Source organism: Paenibacillus sp. GbtcB18 (assembly GCF_019091125.1).
GTDB lineage: Bacteria > Bacillota > Bacilli > Paenibacillales > NBRC-103111 > Paenibacillus_F > Paenibacillus_F chitinolyticus.
Window position 1 is genome coordinate 260,152 of sequence record NZ_JAGXJX010000005.1, and the last position, 24,290, is coordinate 284,441.

A 24,290-nucleotide genomic window follows, 5' to 3' on the forward strand; every position below is an offset into this window, starting at 1 on the left:
AATCCGCAGCCGGTGCGAATCCCCTTATACCGCAGCCTCTACTCCGCCACCGGATCGTCGAAAAACAGCATGTGCCCTTTTTCCTCCCGGTAATAGTCCAGCCTGTCCTGAAGCGTGCCGGTGTGAAATTCGAATTTGTGCCCGTCGGGGTCTTCGAAATAGAGCGAGCGTTTGTCCCGGCTGTCCCGCTTCCGTCCCGGTAGAAGAGCCCCGCAGGCGGCAAGCTTCGCTTCGAGGGCGGGCAGATCCTTCTCGTCCACCGTAAAAGCGAGATGCGTATAGGACTGGCGGATCTCATTGCGCGGAATGTCGCGCTCGGTGTTCAAGGCCAGCCACAGGCCTCCCAGGTCGAAATAGGCAAGGGTACGCCCTTTCACCAGCAGCCTGGCGCCTAGTACCTCCCGGTAGAAACGGATCGAGCGCTCCAGATCGGAAACGGAAACTAGTAAATGGTTGATACCGCGAATTGTCACGGCTTTGCCTCCTCCGGACTATGACTTCTTGTTGATTTCAGGCGAAGCTTTCTTTACAATAAAGATTAAAAGAAAGAATGATAACTTTTCAGGAGATGTGACTACACTATGAACGTCAAAATTACGCGCAACGCAGCTAAAGTTTTGAAACTCGAACTGGAGAAAGAAGAGAACAAGGGTCTTCTGGTCCGCGTCCAGGTAAGCCACAACCACGGCGATCACGCTCACTATGCGCTTGGTCTCGATACACAAACGGATAACGATGTAGTCGTTTCTACCGATAAGGATATTGACGTCCTGCTGGAGAAAGATGAGCCGCTGCTCGACGGCATCCGGATCGATTACTTCTACATTCCGCAAGAAGGATTCATGATTACGAATCCGAGCAAGGGCAATCACGGGGATCATTAATGGCTAATGATATCCGGATTTGCGATAAATGCAAGCATATGCGGGTGAAAACGGCGCTGCCTAAGCTTCAGAAGCTTGCATCGGATGCCGAAGTTAAAGTCGGCTGCAAATCATATTGCGGTCCTTGCGCCCGCTACGCATTCGTTTTTATTAACGGCCGTTATATCAAAGCGCCGACCGAAGACGAAGCAATCGAGCACGCGAAGAAGTTTGTGAAGTAGCCAAAGAAACGGCCCGGGGAACCGGGCCGTTTTTATTTGGCCGAAAGACCCGCTTCCGGTCGTTCAAGCGGGCCTTTCGGCGCCGGTCAGGTCCAGAAGCGCTTCTTCCAGCGTCGGATAGCGGAACTGGAACTCATGCTCCAGGAGCTTGCGGGGAAGCACGCGCTGCCCTTCCAGCAGAAGCATGGAAAGCTCGCCCAGGACGAGCTTTAAGGCGAAGGCGGGGACGGGCATAAAATGGGGCCGCCGAAGCACGCCGCCCAGCGTCTGGGCGAATTCACGGTTGCGGACCGGATGGGGGGCGGTGGCGTTCACGGGCCCGGAGATTTCGTCGTTGCGGATGCAGACATCGATCAAAGCGACCATGTCCGCGATGTGAATCCACGACATCCACTGGCTTCCGCTGCCGATCCGGCCTCCCGCGCCGAATTTGAACGGAAGAACCATTTTGGGGAAGGCACCGCCGTCGGTTCCGAGTACGAGACCCGTTCGGATTTTGACGATCCGGTCCGCGGGAATCCGGTCGGCGGCTTCCTCCCATTCCTTCACGACTTCTGCCAGGAAATCGTCGGCATGGGCGGGACTGAATTCATCGTATGTATGAGTTTCGGATGTGCCGTAAATCGCCATAGCCGAAGCGTTTACGACCACCGGGGGCTTGTTTTGAAGCGCTTTTAGGGCTGAGGCGACAGCCGCCGTCGTTTTCAGCCGTGAAGATAGGATCTGGCGCTTGGCGGTTTCGCTCCAGCGCTGATTAATGGTGGAGCCGGCCAGATTGATCCAGGCGTCTACACCTTCAAGATACCGGGGACTGTGCTCAATCTCCGACCAAGTTACGGTTTGGACGCCCGCATAAGCATGTCCGGAAGCCGAACGGGAAATGAGAATAAGTTCATCTCCCTGCTTTTTGAAATGGGCAATAAGATGTCCGCCGATAAACCCGGTTCCTCCGCTGATGGCAATTCGCATGAGCTCACTCCTCCCTCTCTAACTTCCATTATATGACGAACCGTTTTTTTCCACAAACCTGCCCAAGGCGGAACTTTTCAGGACCTTTGCGGCTTTCCGCCGGGACAAAGCTAGTACTTTTGAACGCAAAAGCACGGTTTCTCTAGAGGAAGAGATGGGTCAAAACTGGTTTTTACTGGGTTCTTTCGAGTGGTATAATAGCGGTATACATAGGGAAAAGGAGGAAGAGACAGGTGATTGTGATCCGAAAATTATCCGAGTGTACCTTAGACCAGGCCGTTCAGGTATGGAATGCCGGGTTTTCCGGGTACTTAGTCGACATGACGACGAATCCGGATGCCTTTATGACGAGACAGGCATACGAGCAATTATCGCCGCAGCATTCCATTGTCGCTTTCGACGGGGAACAGCCGGTCGGGTTTGTTTTGAACGGAATCCGCATGGCGGGAGGCAGAACAATTTCCTGGAACGGGGGCACCGGAGTCATTCCGGCGTACAGGGGCCGAGGAGTCGGCCGTAAGCTGATCGAAGCCTCGCTGGACATTTACCGCAAAGAAGGCGTCGATACGGCTACGATCGAAGCGTTTGCGAGCAATGTCCCGGCGATCGCTCTCTATGAAAGCGTGGGCTACGTCACCCGGGACACGCTGCTGGTGCTACGCAAAACGGGCGGAGCTGCGGGCGGCGGTCCGGCAGAGGGGACCGGCGAGAGCCGGGGCGCCTGGGGCGATGCCGCCGGTCGGTACACGCTGCGTCACGGCACTGCCAGAGACGCCGGCCTCCTGCCGTTCTATCCGGCCCTGGGTGCCTGGCAGGTGCACTGGGCCAGTTTGACGGCGGGAGAGTCGCTGACTATGTTCGAAGACGGCAAGCCGGCCGGATACGCCCTGTACAAGCGCGTCTACGACGCTTCGGGCAAACTTGCCGGCGTCACCCTTTACCAGTGTGAAGCCTCCCCCGACAACCGGGATCCCGAGACTGTGCTCAGGACTCTGCTGGAGACGGTCCTGGACGGTTACGGAGAAGTCTCGTTCAGCGCTTCGCATGTTCCTTCGAGCCGGACGGATCTGCTCCGCCTGCTGGAGGAGAAAGGGTTTCAGACCGTTCACGAGCTGGTCTGGATGACCCGGGACATGACGGAAGAAGGCCGGGCGTGATACGATAGCAGGACAGCTCAGGCCGGCAGGAAGGCTGGCGGCGTCCCGGCAGCGTAAGAAACCCGGAGGCGTCAGCCAGGCACGGCCGGGCAATCCGAAGGATTTAAAGGAGATTGTAACGATGACTATGGACCGTTCCCTAATCGAAATCAGCAAATCGCTGCTGCAGTCGAGCCTTGGCGTAAAGCCGGGCGAGCTGCTTGTCGTCGTGGCCGACGACTATAAGAAAGAACTTGCCGAGCATGTGCATCAGGCCGGACTGGAGCTGGGGGCGGATGCCTCCCTCGTCGTCATGAAACACCGCGAGAAGTCCGGCCAGGAGCCTCCTGCTCCGGTTGCGGCGGCTATGCGCGAGGCGGATGTGGCCGTCTGCCTCACGCAGCACTCGCTGACGCATACGGGCGCGCGCAAGGAAGCGGCGGCCAGCGGCACGCGCGTGGCGACCATGCCGACCATCACGGAAGATATGTTCCGCGAAGGGGCGATTTCGGCCGACTACGCCAAAGTACGCGAGCTGACCGAGCGCGTGACCGCCCGGCTGACCGCCGGGAGCCGGGTTAAGATCGAGAAGGAGCACACGGCGCTCACCTTCTCGATCGCGGGCAGAGCGGGCGTGCCCAGCACGGGCGTCTACCTGAATCCGGGCGAATCGGGCAACCTCCCTTCGGGAGAAGGCTATATCGCCCCGGTGGAAGGGAGCGCTTCGGGCACGCTGCTCGTGGACGGCTCCATTGCCGGGCTCGGCAAAGTGACGTCTCCGCTCACGCTGACCGTGGAGAACGGCCGCCTTGTCGGAGCGGACGGGGAGCAGAGCGAGGCTCTGCTTGCCGTGCTTGGCGACGGGGACGGCCGGCTGCTGGGCGAGTTCGGCATCGGCACGAACGACAAGGCCCGGATCACCGGCATCGTGCTTGAGGACGAGAAGGTGTACGGCACGATTCATGTGGCGTTCGGGAGCAACAATACGTTTGGCGGGACCGTAGCGGCCGGCGTTCACATCGACCTCATGGTGCTCTCACCGCGCGTATATATCGACGACGAGCTGATTTTGGAAAACGGGCGTCTGCTCGTGTGACCCGGCGCATGGACGGAGCCCTCATACGGGCCGCCGTTTGTAGGCGATGCTGCACCCGCGTGCCCGGAGCAGTGCGGCGTGATTTTGACGATCGTCTATCCGTCTCGCTTGAAACTTGTCCGACCGGCGGAAGAGCCTGAGCTCTCCGTCCTTAATCTTGCTGTCCTTACCGGACGGCAAGATTTTTTTGTTGTGCTGGACGAATTGTCGTGTATAATAACAAAAATATACAACAATTGACCGAAGGTAAACGAATGCCTTCCTGGTTACCCGGTCGGCCGGATTCCCGGAAATGTTCGGAAGGAGACTGATTGGCTTGAATCGAATACGGCATTTTTTATCTTTGTATCACCCGCTCGTGCACACGCTTCTGTTCGGTACAGTGATGGCGCGGGCAGCTTCCTCCATGAGTATGCCGTTTTTGGCGCTTTACCTCGTAGCGACGACGGATATGAGCAAAGGGATGATCGGTCTCGTTATCGGCGCAAGCTCGCTGGCGGGAACGGTAGGCGGCTTTATCGGGGGGACGCTCTCGGACCGGATCGGCCGCAAAGCGGTCATGCAGGGGGCGCTGTTTACATGGGCGGCCGTCTTTGTCGGCTTTTCGCTGGTAACGCACCCTCTGCTGTTTCTTCTGCTGAATCTGATCAGCGGGCTGTGCCGCTCGTTCTACGAGCCGGTCTCTCAGGCGCTTATGGCGGATTTGACTGAAAAAGAAAAACGGCTGCAGGTCTACTCGCTCCGCTATCTGGCGATCAATGTCGGCGTGGCGGTAGGTCCCCTGCTGGGTGCAGCCTTTGGGATGGTGAAGGGCTCGCTTCCTTTTCTTCTTACAGGGATCGTTTATCTGTTCTACGGAATTTTCCTCGTCGTTATGATGAGAAAATTCAAGGTTCAGACCGTATCCAAGGAAGTCAAAGAAAGGGTAACGTTCGCAGCCGCATGGAGAGTCGTCCGCAAGGACATGATCCTGCGCTATCAGCTGCTGGGCGGGATGATCGGGGCGATCGGGTATTCCCAGATGTCCATTACCCTGTCGCAGTACGTAAACGAAAATTTTGCCCAAGGGGTCCAACTGTTCGCGGCGATGATGAGCGTCAATGCCGTCACCGTGATCGTGCTCCAGATCCCGTTGTCCAAGCTGGCGGACCGGAAGTCTCCGCTTACGGCGATCGTCGTGGGGAATCTCCTGTTCGCGCTCGGGGACGTCGGCTTCGCGCTTTCGGGCCACTGGCTGCTGCTTATCGCTTCGATGGTCGTTTTCACTATCGGGGAGACGCTCAATTTTCCGGCATCCACGATGCTTATGGACAAAATCGCCCCGGACCATATGCGGGGCACGTACTTCGGGGCGCAGACCCTTACCAGCCTCGGACATTTTGTCGGCCCGTGGATCGGCGGTCTTCTGCTAGCCTCGATCGGCGGCAATATGTTTCTGGTCATGGCGGTTGTGACGGTCACCAGCTCGTTTTTATATTGGCGGGGAAGTCAGCTGCTTACAAAACGGATAGAAGGCGAATACACCGCCGCCGGATCGGCATAGCTGCGAAGCAGTGTGCTTCGTTTCCCGGATTCTTACCCGACAAAGAAAAAAACGGCCTCTTCGTCCGCATACATGCGGCTGGAGGCCGTTTTTGTTTTTGATTAGTCTTGGTATAGGTCAGAGCGGTGACTGACTTCGATGTTCACTCTTGCTTTCCGGATCCTATTCCGGGCTCTATCGTACCGTTACAGCCGCTGATGTAAGCTTCGCTTCGGTGTGCGGACCCTCATCCGCTTTGGGGCTGACTACGACCGCGAGCAGAAAGGCGAGAACGGAAACGACCACGGCCGTTTTACGGAACAACGGGCGATGAAGAAAACGGAACCGCCGGTTCTGGCCTTTCGATTTCGAATGAACGAGAGCTGCAAACATAAGCATAGAGATAAAAAATAAGCCAAGCGCCAGAATACCTTGCATCGCGGTTCCCCCTATAATGAAAAAAATAGTCAGAATTTATTGGGTACTATTTCCTATGAAAATAGTACCATATACAAAGGAAAATGGGAAGATTTTATCAAAAATTTATCAAATATTTTTGTTTTCGATTCTTCGTACGGGATTTATGAGTACATAGGCCCGGTTTTTCCGGGTTAACTCTCCACAATTGACATTGTTTTGTGCCGGGAGCTACATTTGGCCCACTACTCGCAACTCACGGTAGGGTGGTGTCGCGCGGCATGACGGTGAGCCGAAGTTTCCCGGGCTAAATCGCGGCATCGCAGCCTGCGGATAAAATAAAACCCCGGTTCGTTCAGCGAATGAACGAACCGGGGTTTGCGTTTAGATCGGACAGGTGTAAATCTGCCGTTATTGTTCCACGGATTCCGTGTTACGCCGGCGCGGCGGCAGCGGTCCGAAATATTGATACAACTGGCATTCGATCCGTCCGTTAAACAGCTTGCGGCGCTTGTCGGCCGGACGGGTGAAATAATGTTCCAACTGCTTGCTCGGTGACAGGACGAACGTGCTCCATGTATGAAGCGAACCCGTCAGCTGTCCGAGCTGGCGCAGCACGCGCTCCACTTCCTTCTGTTCGCCGAGCCGCTCGCCGTAAGGCGGGTTCGTGATCAGGCAGCCGAAGTCGCTTCGCGGCTTCGCTTTGGCTACCGGCTCGACGTAAAACTTCAGCTCCTTGGACAGGCCGGCCGCTTTGGCGGCCGCCTCGGCGACCTCAATCGCTTTCGGATCGATGTCGGAGCCTGCTATTTCCAGCGGAATGTCGTCGTTCAGGGAATCATAGGCTTCTTCCCGAGCCTGCTCCCAGCGACTCTGGCCGATGATGTCCCAATACTCCGAGGGGAAGGAGCGGCGCAGGCCGGGCGCGATATTCCAGCCCAACATGGCGGCCTCGATCAGAATCGTGCCGGAGCCGCAGAACGGATCGTAGAGCGGGCGGTCCGGCTTCCAGCGGCTCAGGTTTACCAGAGCCGCCGCCATCGTTTCCTTGAGCGGAGCTTCGGTCACAAGCTTCCGGTATCCCCGTTTGTGCAGGCTCGGGCCCGTCGTATCGATCGTCAGCGTGGCGATGTCGTTAAGGAGAGCGACCTCGATGACATAGCGGGGGCCGTCTTCTTCGAACCATTCCGTCCGGTAGCGTTCTTTCATTTTCTCAACGACGGCTTTTTTAACGATGCCCTGGCAGGCCGGGACGCTGGAAAGCTGTGATTTATGGGAACGGCCCTCCACGGGGAATTCGCCGTATTCGGGAATCCAGGCGGGCCAGTCGAGTGCTTTGGTGCCTTCAAACAAATCATCGAATGTCCGCGCTTCAAATTGCCCCATTTTGACAAGAATGCGGTCGGCGGTACGCAACCACAGGTTCGTCCGGCAAATCGCCATTTCGTCCCCGGTGAAGGTAACCCGCCCGTTCTCGACGGTTACATCCTCGTAACCGAGCTCTTTGACCTCTCTTGCTACGATCGCTTCCAGCCCCATGGGACAGGTGGCGATCAAATCCAATTTAGCCATGCTTTCATTTCCTTTCGGGTGGTATCCGTGTAATTTCTAAGTATAGGCGAAAGAGGCGCGGGAGACAAATGCCAATCTTGCCGAAATCAGCCGCCGGGCGGTTGAAGGCGCCTGTTTTTTCATATACAATGTCCTCACAGATCAGCACCGCGCGCGCATGGGGTTCACGCGTCATAGCGGTGCGTTTGGCTTGGCCGATGAACCGGCTGTTCCAGAACTGTCCCATTCTTTGAGGACAGTTGCTGAATACATATGCAGAAAAGAGGAATGTCCCGTGGGAAAAACGACGGATCAAACAAACGGGGGTTCGGAGAAAGCGGCTCCGGGGCCTGAGGAATACCTGGAAGCGCTCTACGCGGAAGATGAAGCGCTCGGATTGGTAAAAGAGGCTATCCGGGCTAACAACATGCCCGATATTTCGGTTGCGCCCGGCTATGGTCGCCTGCTCACCATGCTCGTCGGATTGACGGGCGCCAAGCGGGTGCTTGAAATCGGGGCGTTGGGCGGATACAGCGCCATTTGCCTGGCCAGAGGGCTTGGCGACGGCGGACAGGTGCTCTCCCTGGAGGTGAACGCCGCCTTCGCGGAGACGGCACGGCAGAACGTGATCAAGGCGGGCTTTGGGGACAAGATCGGGTACCGGGTGGCTGACGCCGTAGAAAGTTTAGCCGCGCTGAGGGAGGAAGGTGCGAAGTTCGACTTCTTCTTTATCGATGCGGATAAAGTGAATTATCCGGTTTACCTGGACTATGCCATCGAGCTGGCCAATCCGGGCGCCATTATCATAGGCGATAATATTCTGATGCGGGGGCGGACGATCGATCCGGCCGTTACGAAGAAATCGGTCGAAGCGATGAGGGAGTTCAACCGCCGGTTCGCTTCCGATCCTCGCCTCGAAAGCACGATGCTTCCCGCTTACGACGGGCTTGCGGTAGCGCGGGTGAAATAGGACTCGGGGCGCGCTTGTCTTCCCGAGTGAGCTACAACCAAACAACAAAAAGAACGATCCGCCGGACGCAGCCGGTACAAAGGATCGTTCTTTTTTGTTTGCTCTGGCGGTTGAAGGCGTCTGACCGCGCCTGAACGCCAAAGCGCCAAAGCGGTTACGTCAAGCGCTGTTCTATTTCGCTCATCCGCCCGTTCGTTCCTTACAAGGTTTCGTCCGTAATCTTGTGCTTGCCGAGCAGCGTGCGGTACGACCAGGCCGCGTTAATGGCAAGCATGAAGGTTGCGAACAGGAACAGCTCGCGGATGTTCAGGAAGCCGGACAGAGCGCCGCCGATAACCGGTCCCAGCATGTTGCCGAGAGCCAGGGCGCTCGTATTGAAGCTGTACGAGCGGCTTTCCATTCCGACCGGCGTGTACGTCCGGATCAGGGAATTGACCGTCGGCAGAAGTCCGCCGATAAAAATGCCGAGGCAGAACCGGGCCGCCATCAGCTGCCAGACGTTCTGCACAAAAGCTTGCGGAATGAAGAAGATGGCCGCGCCGATAAGCGACACGAACAGGATGCGCTGCGGGCCGATCCTATCGGACAATTTTCCGAGAAGGGGGGCGGCCACCATGTTCGAGAACCCGGTGATCGACGCGACGAGTCCTGCGTAGAAAGCGAGCAGTTCCCCCGAGCCGTGCAGCTCCTCGACGAAGAGGGCCATCAGCGGCATGGAGCACTGGATGGAGAACTGGATCACGAACGTGATCGAATACAGCGTCGGCAGCTGCCGGATCGGCCTCAGGTCCTTGTAGCCTTGAATGACCGATATTTTCGGCTGTTTTTTGGCTTCGGCGGCATTGAATTTTTCCTTGACCAGCAGCATCGTCACCATCGAAGCGATAAAAAGCATGGCCCCGGTTACATAGAAGATGTACCGGAAGCCGATAAGCTCGGCCAGCAGGCCGCCGATAAACGGGCCGAGAATCGAGCCGGCCACCGCACCCGACTGGAGCGTTCCCATCGCGAATCCGATATGCTCGCGCGGCGTGTTCGTCGACATGAGAGCGACGGAAGCGGGAGCGTACCCGGAGATCGTGCCGTTAACGAGCCTCAGCAGCAGGAGCACCCACGGGGCATGCGCAAAGCCCATCGTCGTCATGACGGCCGCCATTCCGAAGCCGGAGCGCAGCAGCATCACTTTGCGTCCGTAGCGGTCCGCCATTCCTCCCCAGAACGGCTGGAAGAGGAAGGAAGTGACGAAGTTGCCGGCAAAAATAATGCCCGTCCAAGTTGCGATTTCCTGCGCGTCCTGCAAGCCCATCTCTTTGAGATATAAGGGCAAAAACGGCATGATCATAGTCATGCCTGCCATTACGAAAAACTGTCCGACCCACAAAACCGCCAAGTTTACTCTCCAATTGATCACGCAATTCCCCCATTTCTAGTTGTAGTTGCTATACTTTTGCGCCGTCCTGGAATTCATCCCCTTATTATATCACAAAAAGAAGATATTTTTTCCTTCATGCTCAGGAAGGGCTATGAGGATGTATGCTTCCAAGGTTCTACCTATCTTTAACCCGGTATGGAGGGGGCAATCAGCTTCCCTTGCATAAATTTCCCATGGAAAGGGAATTGTAAGCGTAAAGGAACTTACAAAAGGAGCTGTTTGCCCATGCCATTCGGAGCTCATGAAACGTTAGAGGTCCACGAAGTATTGACCGAAAAAATAAATATGATCCAGCATTTTTCTTTTTACGCCCGGCAGGCCCGGCATCCGCAGGTGAAAGCGATCGCCGAGCATCATCTTCAGGCGGGGGTGCAGCACTACAACGAGCTGGTCGCTTATACGCATGACTACAGCGCCGCGCGGGGCCAGGCGCCCTATGGCCAGCCGCCGTTTGTCTCGGTCCAGGATATTTTGTACGGCCTGCGCCGCCCTGCCCCGGTCTCACCGGAAACGGACGGCTCCTTCAATGACGAACAGATTTTATCCGCCATGCTCTGCTGCCACAAAAACAGCGCGAAAAATCAAATGACGGCCGCGCTGGAATGCGCCGATCCCAATGTCCGCCGGATGCTTCTTACAGCAGCCGACGCGGCCGCGGATCATGCCTATGAAGTATTTCTGTTCATGAACAGTCAAGGCCAGTACCAGGTTCCGACGCTTCACGATCATACGGCCAAAACCTACCTGCACACCTTCCAGCCGGTCCGTGAAGCGGATTTGGGCCAGACGTCGGGAAACTACGACCAAGGTTACGGCTACGCCCAGGAATTCAGCCATGCTCACGACTACGGCCAAAATCACTTGTACGGTTATCCGGGTGCCGGCGGCAGCCAGCCGCATCAGCAAAACCACCAGCCGGGCATCTACGGCTACAACGGGGGTTACAGCGCACAGCCGGATAACGGCGGTTATTCCGCATACGGAAGAACGGAAACGGGCTATGGGGCTCATTCCTACGGCAGCTCGGCCTACAGAGGCCAGGGACAGCCGCCGGACGCTTACGGCTTCGCACAGCCGTCCTCTTATACGGGAGGCGGCGCTTCGGGCTACGGCTCCGCCTATGGGCATGAGAGCGCAGGCCAGCAGGCGCTTTACCAGACGCAAAGCCCGTCCTACGTACAAGCTTCCAATTCCACGTATCAAGGGGAGCGGAATTACACGCCGCAAACCGGTTCGGGAACACAGTCATACAGCGGTACGCAGCACAGCAGTACGCAGGCGCACAGCGGCACTCAGCAGCACCAGTCCGGCTACGCCGCTTCCGCCACTGGAACCAGGCAGGCTTCCCACGCCCAGACGCCTGTCGTCAACTCCCAAAGAGGCGGGCAGGAAGAGCAAGCGGAAGAACCCGACAGCGGGGCGCCGACTTCCAAAGCGGGCGATTCTTCCTCCAATCCGATTCAATAAGCGATAGGAAGTGCAGCCGCGACAGCCGTGAAGCTTCCGATAAAAAATCAGTTTAAAACCGGTGTTCTCCTTGAGGCCCCTTAGCGGAACGTTTATAATCGCTAGAGGGCCTTTTTCCATGTATGCCCTTATTCAGAACGGGGAGTTGAGTGACCGATGACGGGAACTGTACGCAACATTTACTGTGTAGGACGCAACTATAAGCTTCATGCCGCCGAACTGGGCAACGACGTGCCGGAAGAGCCGATGATCTTTACGAAACCGACGCATGCGCTTGCCGCAATGGAAGGGGATTTGCTCGAGCTGCCTCAAGGCAAAGGAGAAATCCACTACGAGGGAGAGCTCGTTCTTCATATTTCCAAGTCTTATTCGCCGGGAATGACGGTGGATGAGCTTGTCGATTCTTTCGGACTGGGGATTGACTTCACCCTTCGTGACGTACAAAGCGTTTTGAAGAAAAAAGGCCATCCTTGGCTGGCCGCCAAAGGCTTCTTGAACTCCGCTGCCCTCAGTCCGCTTCGCCCGTTTCCGGGTGCCGCCGAACTGGAAAAGACGGAATTCAAAACCGTGCGCAACGGCGAAACCGTCCAACGGGGCAATATCGGGGAGCTGATTTTCCCGCTGCAAACTATCGTCGATTATGTGGCCGCAAACTACGGCCTCGGAGCGGGGGACCTGATCTATACGGGCACGCCTGCCGGCGTCGGAGCCTGCGCGGACGGGGACGTGTTCGAGCTTCTTTGGGGCGGGGAGACCTTCGGCCGCTGCACGGTTAAGCTGTAAGGAGGGATAGGATGAAATGCCCTGCCGCGGAAAGTAGAGGGGACCGATGAAGAATCAGAGATTGACCCTTCTTATCGTGTCTGCGATCTTCAGCGCCGTTCTCGTTACGGGACTGATGCTTGTCAAAATAAAAATGGACGCGGCATCCGTTCCGCTTGCCGCATCGTCTTCGGAACAGCCGGCCGCCGAGACGCCCGGCGACAATCAGCCCGCCACCTCTGAGGTGCCGGCTCCGACTCAAACGCCCATACCCGCGGCGTCTCCGGTCCCGGGGAAAGCGGAGGAGCCGGCGGAGGCTGCGGCAAGCGAACCGACCGGCAATAAGGATGCGAAACCGGCGGATAAACCGGCGAACCGAGGGGAAACCAAAGCGACCGAAAAGCCGAAGGGTTCGCAGGACACGGCTCCTGCCGTCCGCAAAAAAGTGGGCGATCATGAAGCCGTTGATCTCATTTTTGCCGGGGATGCATTGATGGATTGGTCCGTGAAGGAAACGATCAAGAAGAAGGGGCCGGATTATCCTTTTCAGTTTGTAAAAGCGGAAGTTTCCAAGGCGGATTACGCCTTTGTGAATCTGGAAACGTCGGTGACCGACGCGACCGAGAAGGATACGAACCAGCTCTATAATTTCAAATCGGACCCGCCGTCCCTGAAAGGATTAAAAAATGCCGGATTCGATCTCGTTTCCATAGCGAACAATCATGTGCTCGATTTCGGGAGACAGGGTTTTCTGGATACGTTGAATCACCTGAAGCAGACGGGTCTCCCTTATATCGGAGGCGGCCGCAACGCCGCGGAAGCGTACAAAGCCAAAACCGTCGAAATTAACGGGGCCAGGATCAAATTTCTTGCCTTTTCCCGGTTCATTCCGAGCCGGGACTGGTTTGCGGGTCCCGATACGCCGGGGATTGCTCAGGCTTACGACAAATCCGCCGTTCTGCCGGTCATCCGGCAGGAAAGCAAGGACGCGGACTATGTATTCGTCTACATGCACTGGGGAGTGGAGAAAAACCACAAACCGGAAGAGTGGCAGCGGACCTTCGCCAAAGAAATGATCGATGCCGGGGCCGACGGAATTATCGGGAGCCATGTGCACGTTCTGCAAGGATTCGAATTTTACAAAGGCAAACCCATCGCCTATTCCATCGGCAATTTTTTATTTCCCGATTATGTGAAAGACGCGAAAGCGGACACCGGACTTCTTTCATTAAAGCTGATCAACGGAAAGATTACGGCAGCATTCAACCCGTATTACATTCAAAAAGATCAGATTGTGAAAAGGGACGCGGCTTACGACAAAAAGCAGTTGGATTTTCTCCAGTCCATTTCTTACGGCGTCAAGATACGCGGCAAAGCCATCGAACCCGCTTCCTGAAAAGCAGAAAACACACCTCCCGAGCGGGGGTGTGTTTTGCTTGAAAGGGCGATTTTTGCCATAATGAACCTAAGGCGGAAATTAGCGGGAAGCTTCTTCCTCGCGCTCGTTCTGAATCGGGTCGGGAAGAAGACCTTCTTCCGTAAGGTCCTCGTTCGTTTTCATGCCTTCCATGTCTTTGCCGAGCTGTTTGATTTCATCCATGTTCGGCGCCATCGAACCGTTCATGACCTCATTGATGTCGCGATCCGCGGAATTTTGCTTGGCGTCGTGATATTCATGCTCTTTTACGGATTCGAGATCTTCATTCTCATATTTACGGACATTATTTTTCTGATTAGTGTAGGGATTATGCTTATTTTCATCCGTAATCGGGTTGATGTCCTCGTTCGGCTTGTTTCGGTTGGTTTCCATGATTAAAATCTCCCCTCATAAACGAATGTGTGATGCGGGATCTATTCTTATTTTTACCCGAAATACGGAAAACGAAACCGCGGTTTGCATTCGCCGTCTTTTGCAGGCATTGCTTTGTCTGGTTTTTGTTCGGATGATTGAAAAAAGAGGAGATGTGAGAATGTCGGGAATGGATGTGTGGATAGGGCTGCTGGGAAGCGTCCTGGTGGCAGGGGCCGCCTATTCAAAGCGCTCTCTGACCATGTCGGGCGCAGCCGCGGCGGTTGTCTTGGGCACGCTGATGTATTCCCTCGGTTCTGCCGCCTGGTTCGGCACCCTGATCGCGTTTTTTGTCGCTTCGACGCTGCTGTCCAAGTACAAGCAAAAGCGCAAAGCGGCCATCGAGTCAGGCTACGCCAAAAGCGGCAACCGGGACGCCGGACAAGTGGCCGCAAACGGAGGCCTGGGGCTTCTGCTTTGCATCGGCTCGGTGATCGTCCCTCATCCCGCTTGGTGGGCCGCTTTTGTAGGCGTTATGGCGGCAGTCACGGCCGATACCTGGGCCACGGAAATCGGCGGGCTGAGCCGGACCGCTCCCCGCTCCATCATGACGGGGCGCAAAGTCGCCCCCGGCACGTCCGGCGGGGTCACCGCCCTCGGGCTGCTCGCGACTTGCGCGGGCGGGCTCTTTATCGGCGCGGCGGCGTGGCTGCTGGCGAGGCTCGGGAGCGGCGCCGTCACGGGAGCCGTTGACGCCGCAGCCGCCGCGGCTGCGTCCGGCTGGCAGGCGGCCGCTGTGCTGACCGCCGGGGCGCAGCATCCGCTGGAGACGCTGCTGCCGCTGCTTGCGGCGGGCCTGGCCGGCGGCCTCGCCGGATCGCTGTCCGATTCGCTGATCGGCGCGAAGTGGCAGGCGATGTACCGCTGCGCCGTATGCGGCCGCGACATCGAGCGCGGCTCGCACTGCGGCTCGCCCGCCGAGCCGCTGCGGGGCTTCGCCTGGATGACGAACGATGCCGTGAACGTCATCGGCTCGCTCTTCGGCGGCGCCGCGGCGCTTGCGGCGGCCCTGCTGGCAGGCTGGCTGTGAACAGCCTGCCAGCAGGGCCTAACGCGCCGAAACAAGAAAAAACCTCCATCCCGGCAGGCCGTAAGGGCCGAACGGATGGAGGTTTTTCGGTTTTGGCTTACAGCGCGCCGGAGTTGTTCTTGCCGGAGGCTTCCTCGCCGGACAGACGCTCTTCGTAAGAAGCGGAAGCGGCTTCTGAGGCGGCAGTGCCCGGTAGCACTTCCGTATCGGCCGGAACGGCCGAGCCGCTCAGCTTTTTGCGAAGCTCCTTGATTTCCTTCTGCATCTGCACCTGACGCAAAATGCCGAACAGGCCGACGATAAGTCCGCCGAGAACCGTCGAAATCACGATGACCAGGATTAGAGGCGCGTTCGTTTCCATAAACACGAAATTGACACGAACTTGATCCATGTTCACGACCGCGAAAACCGTCGTAATAAGGGCGAAAATAAGAGCGCCGATGAGCAGCCATTGAATACGGTTCGACTTCATGAAAAATCTCTCCTTTAAACCGGCAAAAAGGCCGTGAAACGGTTCATCGGCCTTAAAGCTCGGGAGAAAGTCCGCGTGAATTACTTCGTCAGCTCTTCCATCTGATCAAGCACGGAAGCGAATACGCTCATCGCCTGCTTGATCGGCTCTGGAGTTGACATATCCACGCCGGCTTTTTTCAGAATGTTGATGGAATAGTCGCTTCCGCCGCTCTTCAAGAAGCCGAGGTAGCGTTCTACGGCAGGCTGGCCTTCGTCGAGAATCTGTTTGGAGAAACTCGTGGCAGCGGAGAAGCCCGTCGCATACTTATACACATAGAAGCTGTTATAGAAGTGTGGGATACGCGCCCATTCCATTTCGATATCTTTGTCCACTACCATTTCTTTACCATGATAGAGGGTATTCAAATCATAATAGATTTTGCTGAACTCCTGTGCCGTTAGCGATTCGCCCTTTTCCATTTTCTCGTGCGTGATTTTCTCGAACTCGGCGAACATGGTCTGGCGGAACACGGTCGTACGGAACTGATCGGCATAGTAAGTAAGCAGGTACAGCTTCTTCTTCGGGTCGTCCGTATGCTTCAGCAGGTAGTCCATCAGAAGCGCTTCGTTGAGCGTGGAAGCCACTTCGGCGAGGAAAATCGTGTACTGGGCGTCCCGGTACGGCTGATTTTCGTCCGACAGGTAGGAATGGATGGCGTGGCCCATTTCATGCGCCAGCGTAAACATGCTGTTCAGATTTTCTTTATGGTTGAGCAGCACGTACGGATGCGTGCCGTAAGCGCCCCAGCTGTAGGCGCCGCTGCGCTTGTTCTGGTTTTCGTAAATATCGATCCAGCCGTCTTTGTAGCCTTTTTCCAGCGTTTCCACGTAGGATTTGCCGAGCGGAGCCAGGCTTTCCTTGATCGTTTCTTTCGCTTCGTCGTAGGTGATCTTCATCTTGAGATCGTCTACAAGCGGTACGAACAGGTCGTACATGTGAAGCTCGTCGACTTTGAGCAGCTTCTTACGCAGCTTCATGTAGCGCTGAAGAAGCGGAAGCGATTCGTGAATCGTATCGATCAGATTCGTGTATACTTCCGGTTTGATGTTGTCGCCGAACAGGGACATTTCCAGAACGGACGGATATTTCCGCGCCTGCGAATAAAAGATGTTCTTGTTGATGTTGGACGAAAGCGTTGCGGCTATCGTGTTTTTCTGCTTGGCATACGTCTCGTAAACGGCTTTGAAAGCTTGTTCGCGAACCTGACGGTCACGGCTTTCTAGGAACTGGATGTAGCTTCCGTGCGTCAGCTCGGCTTCCTCGCCGTTCTCGTTCTTCACCTTAGGGAATTTCATGTCCGCATTGTTGATCATGCCGAAAATGTTGCTCGGAGCGCCGGACATATTGCCGGCCATCGCCAGCAGCGCTTCTTCTTCCTTGGACAGCACGTGCGGCTTCTGGCGGATCATTTCTTCCAGCGTCGTTTTGTATGGCGCCAGATCCTTGTTCTCCACGAGAGCTTTCAACTGCTCTTCGGATAGGCTGACGATTTCGGGAGAGATGAAAGAGAGCGCCTGGCTCACTTCCACGCTGAGCTTCTGGGCTTTATCCGACAGAGCCTGGTATGTAGGGTCCGTCATATCTTCGTGGTGCTTCATGTTGGAATACACGTACAGTCTTTCGGTATGTAGAGAAATATCGTCTTCCAGCTCGAAGCATTGCTTCACAGCGGCAGGATCGCTTAACTTGCCGTGAAATTGGCCGATTTTGCCCAATGCTTCTTTCGTTTCGTTGTATTCTTTGTTCCAGGCTTCTTGATTGGCGAAAAGATCCTCCAGCTTCCAGCGATGCTCGGCCGGGACGTCTTTACGAACGGGAATTTGGTTCATGGGAACCCTCCTGACAGATGATTTCGGATTGGCGGCCGAATGCGCGCCGCTGCCGGGAACCAGCGTGGACGCGAGCAATCCGGCCATAAGGGCGATCGGTAAGAGGCGCATACGGTTTCAACGCTCCCCAGACGGATTTTCCCAGTTGACTTTTCGGGAATCCCGTCTAGTATGACCGATCGGAAGATTAATTATCATTATAGGGGAATGCGTATGGGAAGTAAATTCGCCCGCGATTACCCTGCCATTCCTAATTTAAACAGAGATACGACCACCAGCGAAAAAGAGCAGACCACCAGGATCAGCGCGAAAATGGCCATCGGCCTGCGCAGCTGCGCCGGTATTCGGTTGCGCGAATAAAGCACAAGCAGCGCGAAAGCGAAGCCCGCGATAATAAAGAGCAACACATCATTTGAAATCCCCAAAATACGTTCACCTCATGCCATTATGCGTTTTAACTAGTATGCCATACAACTTCGCCTCATGCGGACAATTTCCTCTTTTCCGGCTAACGCGCAAAAACCCGCCGGCCTTTCAACGGAAAGGGGCGGGTTCGGGAGATTCTCGGGATGCGGATCTAATCGTCAGCCGGCGGATTTAACGGACTTCGGATCTTTGTCCGGTCCTACCTTGACGAAGACGAGACGCCCGCTCGGATCCGACTGCACGGTGAACCGGTCTTCCGGTGCGATGTTGGCTTCGTGGCCCACATGCTTGGGAAGGGTGAGCTGGCCGCGGTCATTGATTTTAACGGAATAACCGGACATTTTCACGACATAACCGGTCACGAGTACTCCGACGATAACTACGGCAATAAAGAGCCATTTTACAAGCGGGTTAGCGGAGAAATAATCATGCATAATGAATTTTTCTTCCGTCAGCATTTTGGCTGCGGTATAGGCGAGCACCCCGGAACCGATGTACATGACAATCGGGAACCGGTCGACGACCTTAATAAAAATGGTGCTTCCCCAGACGACGATCGGCACGCTGACCAGCAGTCCGATAATGACGAGGCCGATATGGCCGTGAGCCGCACCGGCAATCGCAATCACGTTGTCGATACCCATTGCCGCGTCGGCGGCGATAATGGTAGTTATCGCGGCACCGACCGTATTTTTAGCCGCGATGTTGTCGTGATCGCTTTTATCCGTGAGAAGCTTGAGCGCGATCCAGACCAGCAGCAGTCCGCCTACGAAGAGCAGGCCGGGAATTTTAAGTAGATACACAACGAGAACGGTTGCGACTACGCGGATACCGACCGCACCTGCAGTTCCCCAAAGGATGACCCGCTTCTGCAGGTTCTTGGGTACGTTTTTGGCAGCCATTCCGATGACGATGGCATTATCTCCCGCTAACACGAGATCGATGATAATGATGTTGAGCAAGGTGAGCAAGGATGCTGTTGAGAACCAGTCCATGATAGTGAGTTCACTCCTTCATCTTAAAATAGGGTTTGCAAGTCCGGGACTTCTAATTCGGCGGCAATCTACAAAAAAATGCCTTACCGAATTATCCGGTAAAGGCATTTTCTCCAGTGAAGAGGAAAAGACCTTTACCAGCGTGCTGGCAAAGGTCTTGCTAACAACTTTCGTTGCCAATAAAGCCGGGGTTGTTGTCCAACCCGAACTGACGACTTTACTGTAGAAGCTACTCCCCTTTGACTGTCCCGTACATTTAGTTTTATGTGCTTAGTATAACGCGCGTGTCGCAAATACGTCAAGACATTTGTTCGCCTGATTCAGACGTTGCGGAATGCTTCCATCATGGCGTCATACTCTTCGTCGGTCCCTTCGAACCGATCCCGCGGGAATCGCTCCCGAGCCCATTGCATCAAGGCCGGACGGCTGAGAAAAGTATGAGTGTCTTCACCCCATTGGTCCGAAATCTCCCTGGCGACAAGCCGGGAGCCGTTCACTTCAACCGTAACCATATTCCATTTGTCTCTTTTGAAGATGACATGTTTTTTTATCACGTGTGACATGAGAATTCTCCTTTAATCTGGTTTGAAGGATGAGGGACGAATTTAAAGGTAAGAATGCCCCAACCGCTTGCATCTTACTTTAGCATAAGGGATTGAAAATTTCACTAGCATGAACCGGACGGAGGTGGTACAATACGTTCAACCTTTATGGGAAAAGTTGGATGGGGCAGATCCAGAGCCGCCGTCACTTATCCGTAAAGTCCCGTCCGCAGCGACGGACAATCAGTTTAGTTGAGATGAGCCGAGAAGAGGAGAGTGCAGTTGAGATGGAGACAAAACGCTTTTATGAGCAGACGGGTGTCGCTATGACATGCCGCAATTTCGAGGAATATGTCCGGATGTTTGACTTGGAGCCGGAAAAGCTGCGCGGCAAGCGCGTGCTGGATACCGGCGCCGGCGCTTCGGCATTTACGGCCGAGGCTTCCAGCAGGGAAATCGAGGCCAGAGCGGCGGATCCCCTGTACGCGATGGGGCCATCGGAAATCGAAGGGCTGGGGCTTGAGGAGATCGACCGGTTTATTGCCAAGCTTACGGAGAGAAAGCACATGTACAATTGGGACTTCTATGGGGGCCCCGAGCTCCTGAAGGAGCTGCGCAAAAAGTCATTCGCGGATTTTGCCGCCGATTATGCGAATCCCGCTTCCCGTGAAGAGAAATACGCGGCGGCTTCGCTGCCGGAGCTTCCGCACTCGGAAGACGAGTTCGATCTTGTGCTGTGCAGCCACTTCTTGTTTCTGTACGGAGAGCAGTTCGGTCCCGAATTTCATCTCCAGGCGATGAGAGAACTGCTGAGAGTATGTAAACCGGGCGGAGAAGTGAGAATTTATCCGCTGCTGACGTTCTGCGGAGAGCCGTATCCGCAGCTTCCCGAGCTGCTGGCTGAGCTCGCCGGAGAGGGCGTCGCCGCCGAATATAGGCCGACGCGGCTCGCTTTTATCCCGGGTTCGAGGGACTACTTGACTTTGCATAAAGTTGCGGAATGACCCCTTTCTGGCAGTTGAACTGGCAGACAAAGGATGATATAATATCCATATTCGCCATAGATGGCGATACATTTAGGAGGTTGTTCACTTGAAAGGTACAGTTAAATGGTTTAACGCAGAGAAGGGCTATGGCTTCATCCAAGTAGAAGGCGGCGAAGACGTATTCGTTCATTTTTCCGCTATTCAAGGCGATGGATTCAAAACTCTTGACGAAGGCCAAGAAGTAGAATTCGAGATCACGGATGGTAACCGCGGTCCTCAAGCAGCTAACGTCACCAAGTTATAAGATCCAGGGATAACCACCTTCTTATAAATAGTGTCATAGCAAACCAAGACAGCTCCCGATCGAAAGATTGGGAACTGTCTTTTTTGCGGTCTAAATTTGTACATAACCGGCTCATGCGGGCCTATTTCCGATTCCGTTCCAGAGCATGCTGACGATTTTATCGGCGGCGAGCCGCTTGTCCGGATAGGTAAACGTACCGTCGGGCTGTTTGCTGTGTCCGATCATCAGCAGGGCCATGTAAGAACGCGCCGCGAGCCAGGAATCCGCGATGTGGATTTCGCCCTTGTCGGAGGCTTCGGCGAACGCGTCGGCCAGCGCTTCCAGAAGCTGATGCTCCGCTTTTCGCATATTTTCCGTCTGCTCGGGAGTGAGGACGGTTTCGATTTTGTTCATAAAGCCTTCGAAATCGAAGCTTGTCGTGGCCTGAAGGTGATTGTATGTGACTTCCAGCAGCCGTTCCCGGAGAGGAAGAGGCTTCTGGAGAATTTTCAGCGTGGCTGCACGCACCACATTCATAAGCCGGATCGTCGATTCGGTGAGCAGCACGGCTTTGGACGGAAAATAATAATAGACGGACGCTTTGGTGACTCCGCTCGCTTTCGCTATATCGTCCATGGAAACGGCATCATATCCGCTGCGAATAAATTCGTGCATGGCTATTTGGAGAATCCGGTCGGAAACGGGGGCCGCCTGCTCGCTGGAACGGGGCCTTCCGGGAGATTTTCGGGAAGTTGAAGACATAGGCAGTGTTCCTTTCAAAACGGGAATCTGAGAAGTTCATTAAAGAGTATTATACCACAAACAGGGACATAACCTTTCTTAAAGCGTCCGTGGCAGGGAACTCGCAGCTCCGACAAACAGGTTGCAAAAAAGGAAACGGAAAATTTCTGGTTGATTAATTAACTAACTGGTATATATAATTATAACGAAAATGAATGTTTTTCGTCTATAGCGGGGACTAATCGTTTTACTATCCGGATAAAAGGAGAGAACGTCTCAATGAAATCATCGTCCTTTATGGAGGGAATGCTTTCCCGGGTTGCGGGTCCCAGAAGCAAATGGGTTACGGTAGCAGTCTGGATCGTGCTGACCGTTCTGCTCAGCGCTCTGTGGCCGGGCGTCAACAGCCAGGAAAATAACGCGGCGGACCAGCTTCCTGCGGATTCGCTCTCCGTGCAGGCCGCGGCGCTTGAGAAGGAGCAGTTTCCCGCAAGTGGCGGGGTTCCGGCGCTGGTGGTCTTTTACCGGCAGGCAGGACTTACCGAAGGAGATCTTGGCGCCCTGCAGAAAATAGCGGGCCGGCTGACGGAAAGGCCGCTTCCGGAGCAGACTTCTGTGGCTCCTTTTGACAAGATGCCTTTACCGGCTCTGAAGCAGTCCGTGAGCAAGGACGGGACCACCGTCGTGCTGCCGGTCTCGTTTAAAGAAAAAACGGAAACCAAGGTGATCAAGGAGAGCACGGCAAAGCTCAAGGAGATAGCGGCCGACGTGACGGGAAGCGATCCTTTTGCCGTGAAAGATCTTAAAGCAGACGGCTTGATCGCGCGTATTACCGGTCCTGTCGGAATTTCCATGGACGCGAACGATTTGTTCAAGGGAGCGGATTTCTCGCTTCTGACGGCGACGGTCATTCTCGTGCTCGTGCTGCTGATTCTGCTTTACCGGTCGCCCGTTATGGCGATAGTGCCGCTTGTCGGAGTGGCCTTTGCTTACGGCGTTATTTCACCGATACTCGGAAAGCTGGCGCAGCTTGGCTGGATCGTGGTGGATGCGCAGTCTATTTCTATTATGACGGTGCTGCTTTTCGGAGCGGGGACGGATTATTGTCTGTTTTTTGCCACCCGGTACCGGACGGCGCTTCTGGAGCATGAGAATAAGCATCTGGCCGTCAAAGAAGCACTGCTCGGTTCGGGCGGTGCGATCGGAATGAGCGGGCTGACGGTTATCGTTTCGATGCTGGCGCTGCTTTTCGCCAAATACGGGGCCAACCACCGGTTTGCCATCCCGTTCTCTCTGGCCGTGTTTATCATGGCCGCAGCGAGCGTAACGCTTGTGCCGGCGATTCTGGGCATCCTGGGACGCAAGTCGTTCTATCCGTTTGCTCCCCTTACGGCGGAACAGAGAGCCGCGAAGGAAGCGAAGCGGGGAAAACCCGTCCGCGGACAGCGGGCCGTCGGCCGTATGAGCGAAACGTTGGGACGGATGGTGACGGAAAAGCCGAAGACGATTCTGGTCGTAAGCCTTGTTGTGCTGATTGCACTGGCGGGGGTTTCGTCTCAGATCAAATATACATTTAATCTGCTTTCCTCTTTTCCGGAAACGATGCCGTCCAGAGAAGGGTTTACCCTCCTTTCGGAACACTATTCTCCGGGGACGCTGGCCCCCGCCAAAGTGATGGTGGACACGGAAGGGAAGAAGGTGGACGCCGGAGCCGGACTGAAGGCACTTTCTTTTGTGGAGTCCGTCTCGGAACCTGTAAAAGGGAAAACAAATCCCGACATCGTAGCCTACGATGTGCTGTTCAAGGATGATCCGTTCGAGCTGGAATCGATTCATCACATTCCGGATCTGTATGCGGCGGCGGAAGCCTCCCTTCAAGATGCGGGAGTGACGAGTGCCGGCTCCCATGTGAGGGTTTCGGGACAAACCGCCGAGCAGTACGATACAGAGAATGTGACGGGCAAGGACACGAAGGTGGTCATCCCGATTGTAATCGGGATTATCGCGCTGCTGCTTCTCGTCTATCTTCGTTCGCTCGTTGCGATGGTCTATCTGATGGCCACCGTTCTGCTGTCTTACTTCTCGGCTCTTGGAGCCGGCTGGCTTATTTTGCACACGTTCTTCGGAACCGAGGCGATTCAGGGACTGATTCCGCTTTATGCGTTCGTGTTCTTGGTCGCTTTGGGTGAAGACTACAATATTTTTATGGTGTCGGGGATATGGAAAGCAAGCAAAACGCACAAGCTGAAAGAAGCGATCCGGCTTGGCGTCAGCTCGACGAGCAGCGTGATCACTTCGGCCGGACTGATTCTGGCAGGCACGTTTGCGGTACTGTCCGTGCTGCCGATTCAGGTGCTCGTGCAGTTCGGCGTGATCTGTGCGGTCGGCGTTCTGCTGGACACGTTTATCGTCCGTCCGTTCCTGGTGCCGACGATCACGCTTCTGCTCGGCAGAGCGGCGTTCTGGCCGGGCAAGCCGGGAACGCCGGCGGACGAGCGGAGCGTGCCGCGGCCGGGAAATTGACACAAAAAAAGAGAGCAGCGGCATTTGCCGCTCCGCTCTCTTTTTTTGTGTACCGCGCCGGGACCGCAACCGCGCCGGGACCGCAACCGCGCCGGGACCGCAACCGCGCCGGGACCGCAACCGCGCCGGGACCGCAACCGCGCCG

25 protein-coding genes are annotated in these 24,290 nt (G+C 55.5%); 13 read left to right on the forward strand and 12 right to left on the reverse strand.

Going from position 1 to position 24,290, the window contains the following annotated elements:
- Positions 1–38 precede the first annotated feature (38 nt).
- Positions 39–473: a metallothiol transferase FosB gene (fosB, locus tag KVT34_RS17050; RefSeq protein ID WP_217560012.1), complete on the reverse strand. Its 435-nt coding sequence runs from the start codon at positions 471–473 to the stop codon at positions 39–41.
- 108 nt (positions 474–581) lie between these two features.
- Here fosB and KVT34_RS17055 point away from each other — a divergent pair, with 108 nt between their 5' ends.
- Positions 582–884, forward strand: a complete 303-nt coding sequence (locus tag KVT34_RS17055) for a heme biosynthesis protein HemY (protein WP_042230903.1) — start codon at positions 582–584, stop codon at positions 882–884.
- Positions 884–1,105, forward strand: coding sequence for a YuzB family protein (locus tag KVT34_RS17060; protein WP_009676710.1), 222 nt, complete (start codon positions 884–886; stop codon positions 1,103–1,105). Before KVT34_RS17055 ends, KVT34_RS17060 begins: the two co-directional genes overlap by 1 nt.
- 63 nt (positions 1,106–1,168) lie before the next feature.
- On the opposite strand, the gene KVT34_RS17065 is transcribed toward KVT34_RS17060, so the two are convergent.
- Positions 1,169–2,074 carry a TIGR01777 family oxidoreductase gene (locus KVT34_RS17065; RefSeq protein WP_217560013.1) on the reverse strand — a complete coding sequence of 302 codons (906 nt, stop codon included), beginning with the start codon at positions 2,072–2,074 and terminating at the stop codon, positions 1,169–1,171.
- Positions 2,075–2,307: 233 nt separating this feature from the next.
- Between KVT34_RS17065 and KVT34_RS17070 the strand changes: the two genes are divergently transcribed.
- From KVT34_RS17070 to KVT34_RS17080, 3 genes are all read left to right on the forward strand, one after another.
- Complete coding sequence (locus tag KVT34_RS17070; protein WP_217560014.1) at positions 2,308–3,231, forward strand: GNAT family N-acetyltransferase; 924 nt, start codon at positions 2,308–2,310, stop codon at positions 3,229–3,231.
- 127 nt (positions 3,232–3,358) lie between these two features.
- A complete protein-coding gene (locus KVT34_RS17075) occupies positions 3,359–4,306 on the forward strand; it encodes an aminopeptidase (protein WP_217560163.1) in 948 nt (315 codons plus the stop codon).
- Positions 4,307–4,622: 316 nt separating this feature from the next.
- Positions 4,623–5,849, forward strand: a complete 1,227-nt coding sequence (locus KVT34_RS17080) for an MDR family MFS transporter (RefSeq protein ID WP_217560015.1) — start codon at positions 4,623–4,625, stop codon at positions 5,847–5,849.
- A 174-nt stretch (positions 5,850–6,023) separates the two neighbouring features.
- Here KVT34_RS17080 and KVT34_RS17085 read toward each other — a convergent pair whose 3' ends face one another.
- Together KVT34_RS17085 and KVT34_RS17090 are read right to left on the reverse strand one after the other, a co-directional pair.
- Complete coding sequence (locus KVT34_RS17085) at positions 6,024–6,266, reverse strand: hypothetical protein (protein ID WP_217560016.1); 243 nt, start codon at positions 6,264–6,266, stop codon at positions 6,024–6,026.
- Positions 6,267–6,656: 390 nt separating this feature from the next.
- Positions 6,657–7,817 carry a THUMP domain-containing class I SAM-dependent RNA methyltransferase gene (locus KVT34_RS17090; protein WP_217560018.1) on the reverse strand — a complete coding sequence of 387 codons (1,161 nt, stop codon included), beginning with the start codon at positions 7,815–7,817 and terminating at the stop codon, positions 6,657–6,659.
- 274 nt (positions 7,818–8,091) lie between these two features.
- On the opposite strand from KVT34_RS17090, the gene KVT34_RS17095 reads away from it, so the two are divergent.
- Entirely contained in the window at positions 8,092–8,766 is a 675-nt protein-coding gene (locus KVT34_RS17095; protein WP_217560019.1) for an O-methyltransferase, read from the forward strand.
- Positions 8,767–8,965: 199 nt separating this feature from the next.
- Here KVT34_RS17095 and KVT34_RS17100 read toward each other — a convergent pair whose 3' ends face one another.
- Complete coding sequence (locus KVT34_RS17100; RefSeq protein ID WP_217560020.1) at positions 8,966–10,177, reverse strand: MFS transporter; 1,212 nt, start codon at positions 10,175–10,177, stop codon at positions 8,966–8,968.
- Positions 10,178–10,423: 246 nt separating this feature from the next.
- Here KVT34_RS17100 and KVT34_RS17105 point away from each other — a divergent pair, with 246 nt between their 5' ends.
- From KVT34_RS17105 to KVT34_RS17115, 3 genes are all read left to right on the forward strand, one after another.
- Positions 10,424–11,665, forward strand: coding sequence for a spore coat protein (locus tag KVT34_RS17105; RefSeq protein ID WP_217560021.1), 1,242 nt, complete (start codon positions 10,424–10,426; stop codon positions 11,663–11,665).
- A 156-nt stretch (positions 11,666–11,821) separates the two neighbouring features.
- Entirely contained in the window at positions 11,822–12,448 is a 627-nt protein-coding gene (locus KVT34_RS17110) for a fumarylacetoacetate hydrolase family protein (RefSeq protein ID WP_217560022.1), read from the forward strand.
- A gap of 46 nt (positions 12,449–12,494) precedes the next feature.
- Positions 12,495–13,823 (forward strand): CapA family protein, encoded by a 1,329-nt coding sequence (locus KVT34_RS17115; protein WP_217560023.1) that lies wholly within the window; start codon positions 12,495–12,497, stop codon positions 13,821–13,823.
- 81 nt (positions 13,824–13,904) lie between these two features.
- Here the strand turns inward: KVT34_RS17115 and KVT34_RS17120 are convergent, their stop codons facing one another.
- Positions 13,905–14,237: a hypothetical protein gene (locus tag KVT34_RS17120; protein WP_217560024.1), complete on the reverse strand. Its 333-nt coding sequence runs from the start codon at positions 14,235–14,237 to the stop codon at positions 13,905–13,907.
- Positions 14,238–14,406: 169 nt separating this feature from the next.
- Here KVT34_RS17120 and KVT34_RS17125 point away from each other — a divergent pair, with 169 nt between their 5' ends.
- Positions 14,407–15,306 carry a DUF92 domain-containing protein gene (locus KVT34_RS17125; protein ID WP_483311444.1) on the forward strand — a complete coding sequence of 300 codons (900 nt, stop codon included), beginning with the start codon at positions 14,407–14,409 and terminating at the stop codon, positions 15,304–15,306.
- Between the two features lie 97 nt (positions 15,307–15,403).
- Here the strand turns inward: KVT34_RS17125 and KVT34_RS17130 are convergent, their stop codons facing one another.
- From KVT34_RS17130 to KVT34_RS17150, 5 genes are all read right to left on the reverse strand, one after another.
- Positions 15,404–15,778: a LapA family protein gene (locus tag KVT34_RS17130; RefSeq protein WP_217560026.1), complete on the reverse strand. Its 375-nt coding sequence runs from the start codon at positions 15,776–15,778 to the stop codon at positions 15,404–15,406.
- A gap of 80 nt (positions 15,779–15,858) precedes the next feature.
- Positions 15,859–17,649: an oligoendopeptidase F gene (gene pepF / locus KVT34_RS17135; RefSeq protein ID WP_217560165.1), complete on the reverse strand. Its 1,791-nt coding sequence runs from the start codon at positions 17,647–17,649 to the stop codon at positions 15,859–15,861.
- Between the two features lie 236 nt (positions 17,650–17,885).
- Positions 17,886–18,074 carry a hypothetical protein gene (locus tag KVT34_RS17140; RefSeq protein ID WP_217560027.1) on the reverse strand — a complete coding sequence of 63 codons (189 nt, stop codon included), beginning with the start codon at positions 18,072–18,074 and terminating at the stop codon, positions 17,886–17,888.
- Between the two features lie 159 nt (positions 18,075–18,233).
- Complete coding sequence (locus KVT34_RS17145) at positions 18,234–19,070, reverse strand: TerC family protein (RefSeq protein WP_217560028.1); 837 nt, start codon at positions 19,068–19,070, stop codon at positions 18,234–18,236.
- Between the two features lie 320 nt (positions 19,071–19,390).
- Positions 19,391–19,633 (reverse strand): hypothetical protein, encoded by a 243-nt coding sequence (locus KVT34_RS17150; protein ID WP_217560029.1) that lies wholly within the window; start codon positions 19,631–19,633, stop codon positions 19,391–19,393.
- Positions 19,634–19,899: 266 nt separating this feature from the next.
- On the opposite strand from KVT34_RS17150, the gene KVT34_RS17155 reads away from it, so the two are divergent.
- Together KVT34_RS17155 and KVT34_RS17160 are read left to right on the forward strand one after the other, a co-directional pair.
- Entirely contained in the window at positions 19,900–20,616 is a 717-nt protein-coding gene (locus KVT34_RS17155) for a class I SAM-dependent methyltransferase (RefSeq protein ID WP_217560031.1), read from the forward strand.
- Between the two features lie 88 nt (positions 20,617–20,704).
- Positions 20,705–20,902 (forward strand): cold shock domain-containing protein, encoded by a 198-nt coding sequence (locus tag KVT34_RS17160; protein WP_009675016.1) that lies wholly within the window; start codon positions 20,705–20,707, stop codon positions 20,900–20,902.
- A 111-nt stretch (positions 20,903–21,013) separates the two neighbouring features.
- Here KVT34_RS17160 and KVT34_RS17165 read toward each other — a convergent pair whose 3' ends face one another.
- Positions 21,014–21,643 carry a TetR/AcrR family transcriptional regulator gene (locus tag KVT34_RS17165; protein ID WP_217560032.1) on the reverse strand — a complete coding sequence of 210 codons (630 nt, stop codon included), beginning with the start codon at positions 21,641–21,643 and terminating at the stop codon, positions 21,014–21,016.
- A 258-nt stretch (positions 21,644–21,901) separates the two neighbouring features.
- Here KVT34_RS17165 and KVT34_RS17170 point away from each other — a divergent pair, with 258 nt between their 5' ends.
- The gene (locus KVT34_RS17170) at positions 21,902–24,145 is read left to right on the forward strand and encodes an MMPL family transporter (protein ID WP_217560033.1); all 2,244 of its coding nucleotides are present in this window, start codon (positions 21,902–21,904) and stop codon (positions 24,143–24,145) included.
- The last annotated feature ends 145 nt before the right edge of the window (positions 24,146–24,290 follow it).

Coding starts and splice junctions, on each gene's coding strand:
- KVT34_RS17055 (WP_042230903.1), top strand. CDS start 582: ATGAACGTCAAAATTACGCGCAACGCAGCTAAAGTTTTGAAACTCGAA.
- KVT34_RS17090 (WP_217560018.1), bottom strand. CDS start 7,817: ATGGCTAAATTGGATTTGATCGCCACCTGTCCCATGGGGCTGGAAGCG.
- KVT34_RS17165 (WP_217560032.1), bottom strand. CDS start 21,643: ATGTCTTCAACTTCCCGAAAATCTCCCGGAAGGCCCCGTTCCAGCGAG.
- KVT34_RS17065 (WP_217560013.1), bottom strand. CDS start 2,074: ATGCGAATTGCCATCAGCGGAGGAACCGGGTTTATCGGCGGACATCTT.
- KVT34_RS17130 (WP_217560026.1), bottom strand. CDS start 15,778: ATGAAGTCGAACCGTATTCAATGGCTGCTCATCGGCGCTCTTATTTTC.
- KVT34_RS17125 (WP_483311444.1), top strand. CDS start 14,407: ATGGATGTGTGGATAGGGCTGCTGGGAAGCGTCCTGGTGGCAGGGGCC.
- KVT34_RS17110 (WP_217560022.1), top strand. CDS start 11,822: ATGACGGGAACTGTACGCAACATTTACTGTGTAGGACGCAACTATAAG.
- KVT34_RS17075 (WP_217560163.1), top strand. CDS start 3,359: ATGGACCGTTCCCTAATCGAAATCAGCAAATCGCTGCTGCAGTCGAGC.
- KVT34_RS17150 (WP_217560029.1), bottom strand. CDS start 19,633: ATGTCACACGTGATAAAAAAACATGTCATCTTCAAAAGAGACAAATGG.
- pepF (WP_217560165.1), bottom strand. CDS start 17,649: ATGAACCAAATTCCCGTTCGTAAAGACGTCCCGGCCGAGCATCGCTGG.
- KVT34_RS17105 (WP_217560021.1), top strand. CDS start 10,424: ATGCCATTCGGAGCTCATGAAACGTTAGAGGTCCACGAAGTATTGACC.
- KVT34_RS17170 (WP_217560033.1), top strand. CDS start 21,902: ATGAAATCATCGTCCTTTATGGAGGGAATGCTTTCCCGGGTTGCGGGT.
- KVT34_RS17060 (WP_009676710.1), top strand. CDS start 884: ATGGCTAATGATATCCGGATTTGCGATAAATGCAAGCATATGCGGGTG.
- KVT34_RS17120 (WP_217560024.1), bottom strand. CDS start 14,237: ATGGAAACCAACCGAAACAAGCCGAACGAGGACATCAACCCGATTACG.
- KVT34_RS17155 (WP_217560031.1), top strand. CDS start 19,900: ATGGAGACAAAACGCTTTTATGAGCAGACGGGTGTCGCTATGACATGC.
- KVT34_RS17145 (WP_217560028.1), bottom strand. CDS start 19,070: ATGGACTGGTTCTCAACAGCATCCTTGCTCACCTTGCTCAACATCATT.
- KVT34_RS17115 (WP_217560023.1), top strand. CDS start 12,495: ATGAAGAATCAGAGATTGACCCTTCTTATCGTGTCTGCGATCTTCAGC.
- KVT34_RS17085 (WP_217560016.1), bottom strand. CDS start 6,266: ATGCAAGGTATTCTGGCGCTTGGCTTATTTTTTATCTCTATGCTTATG.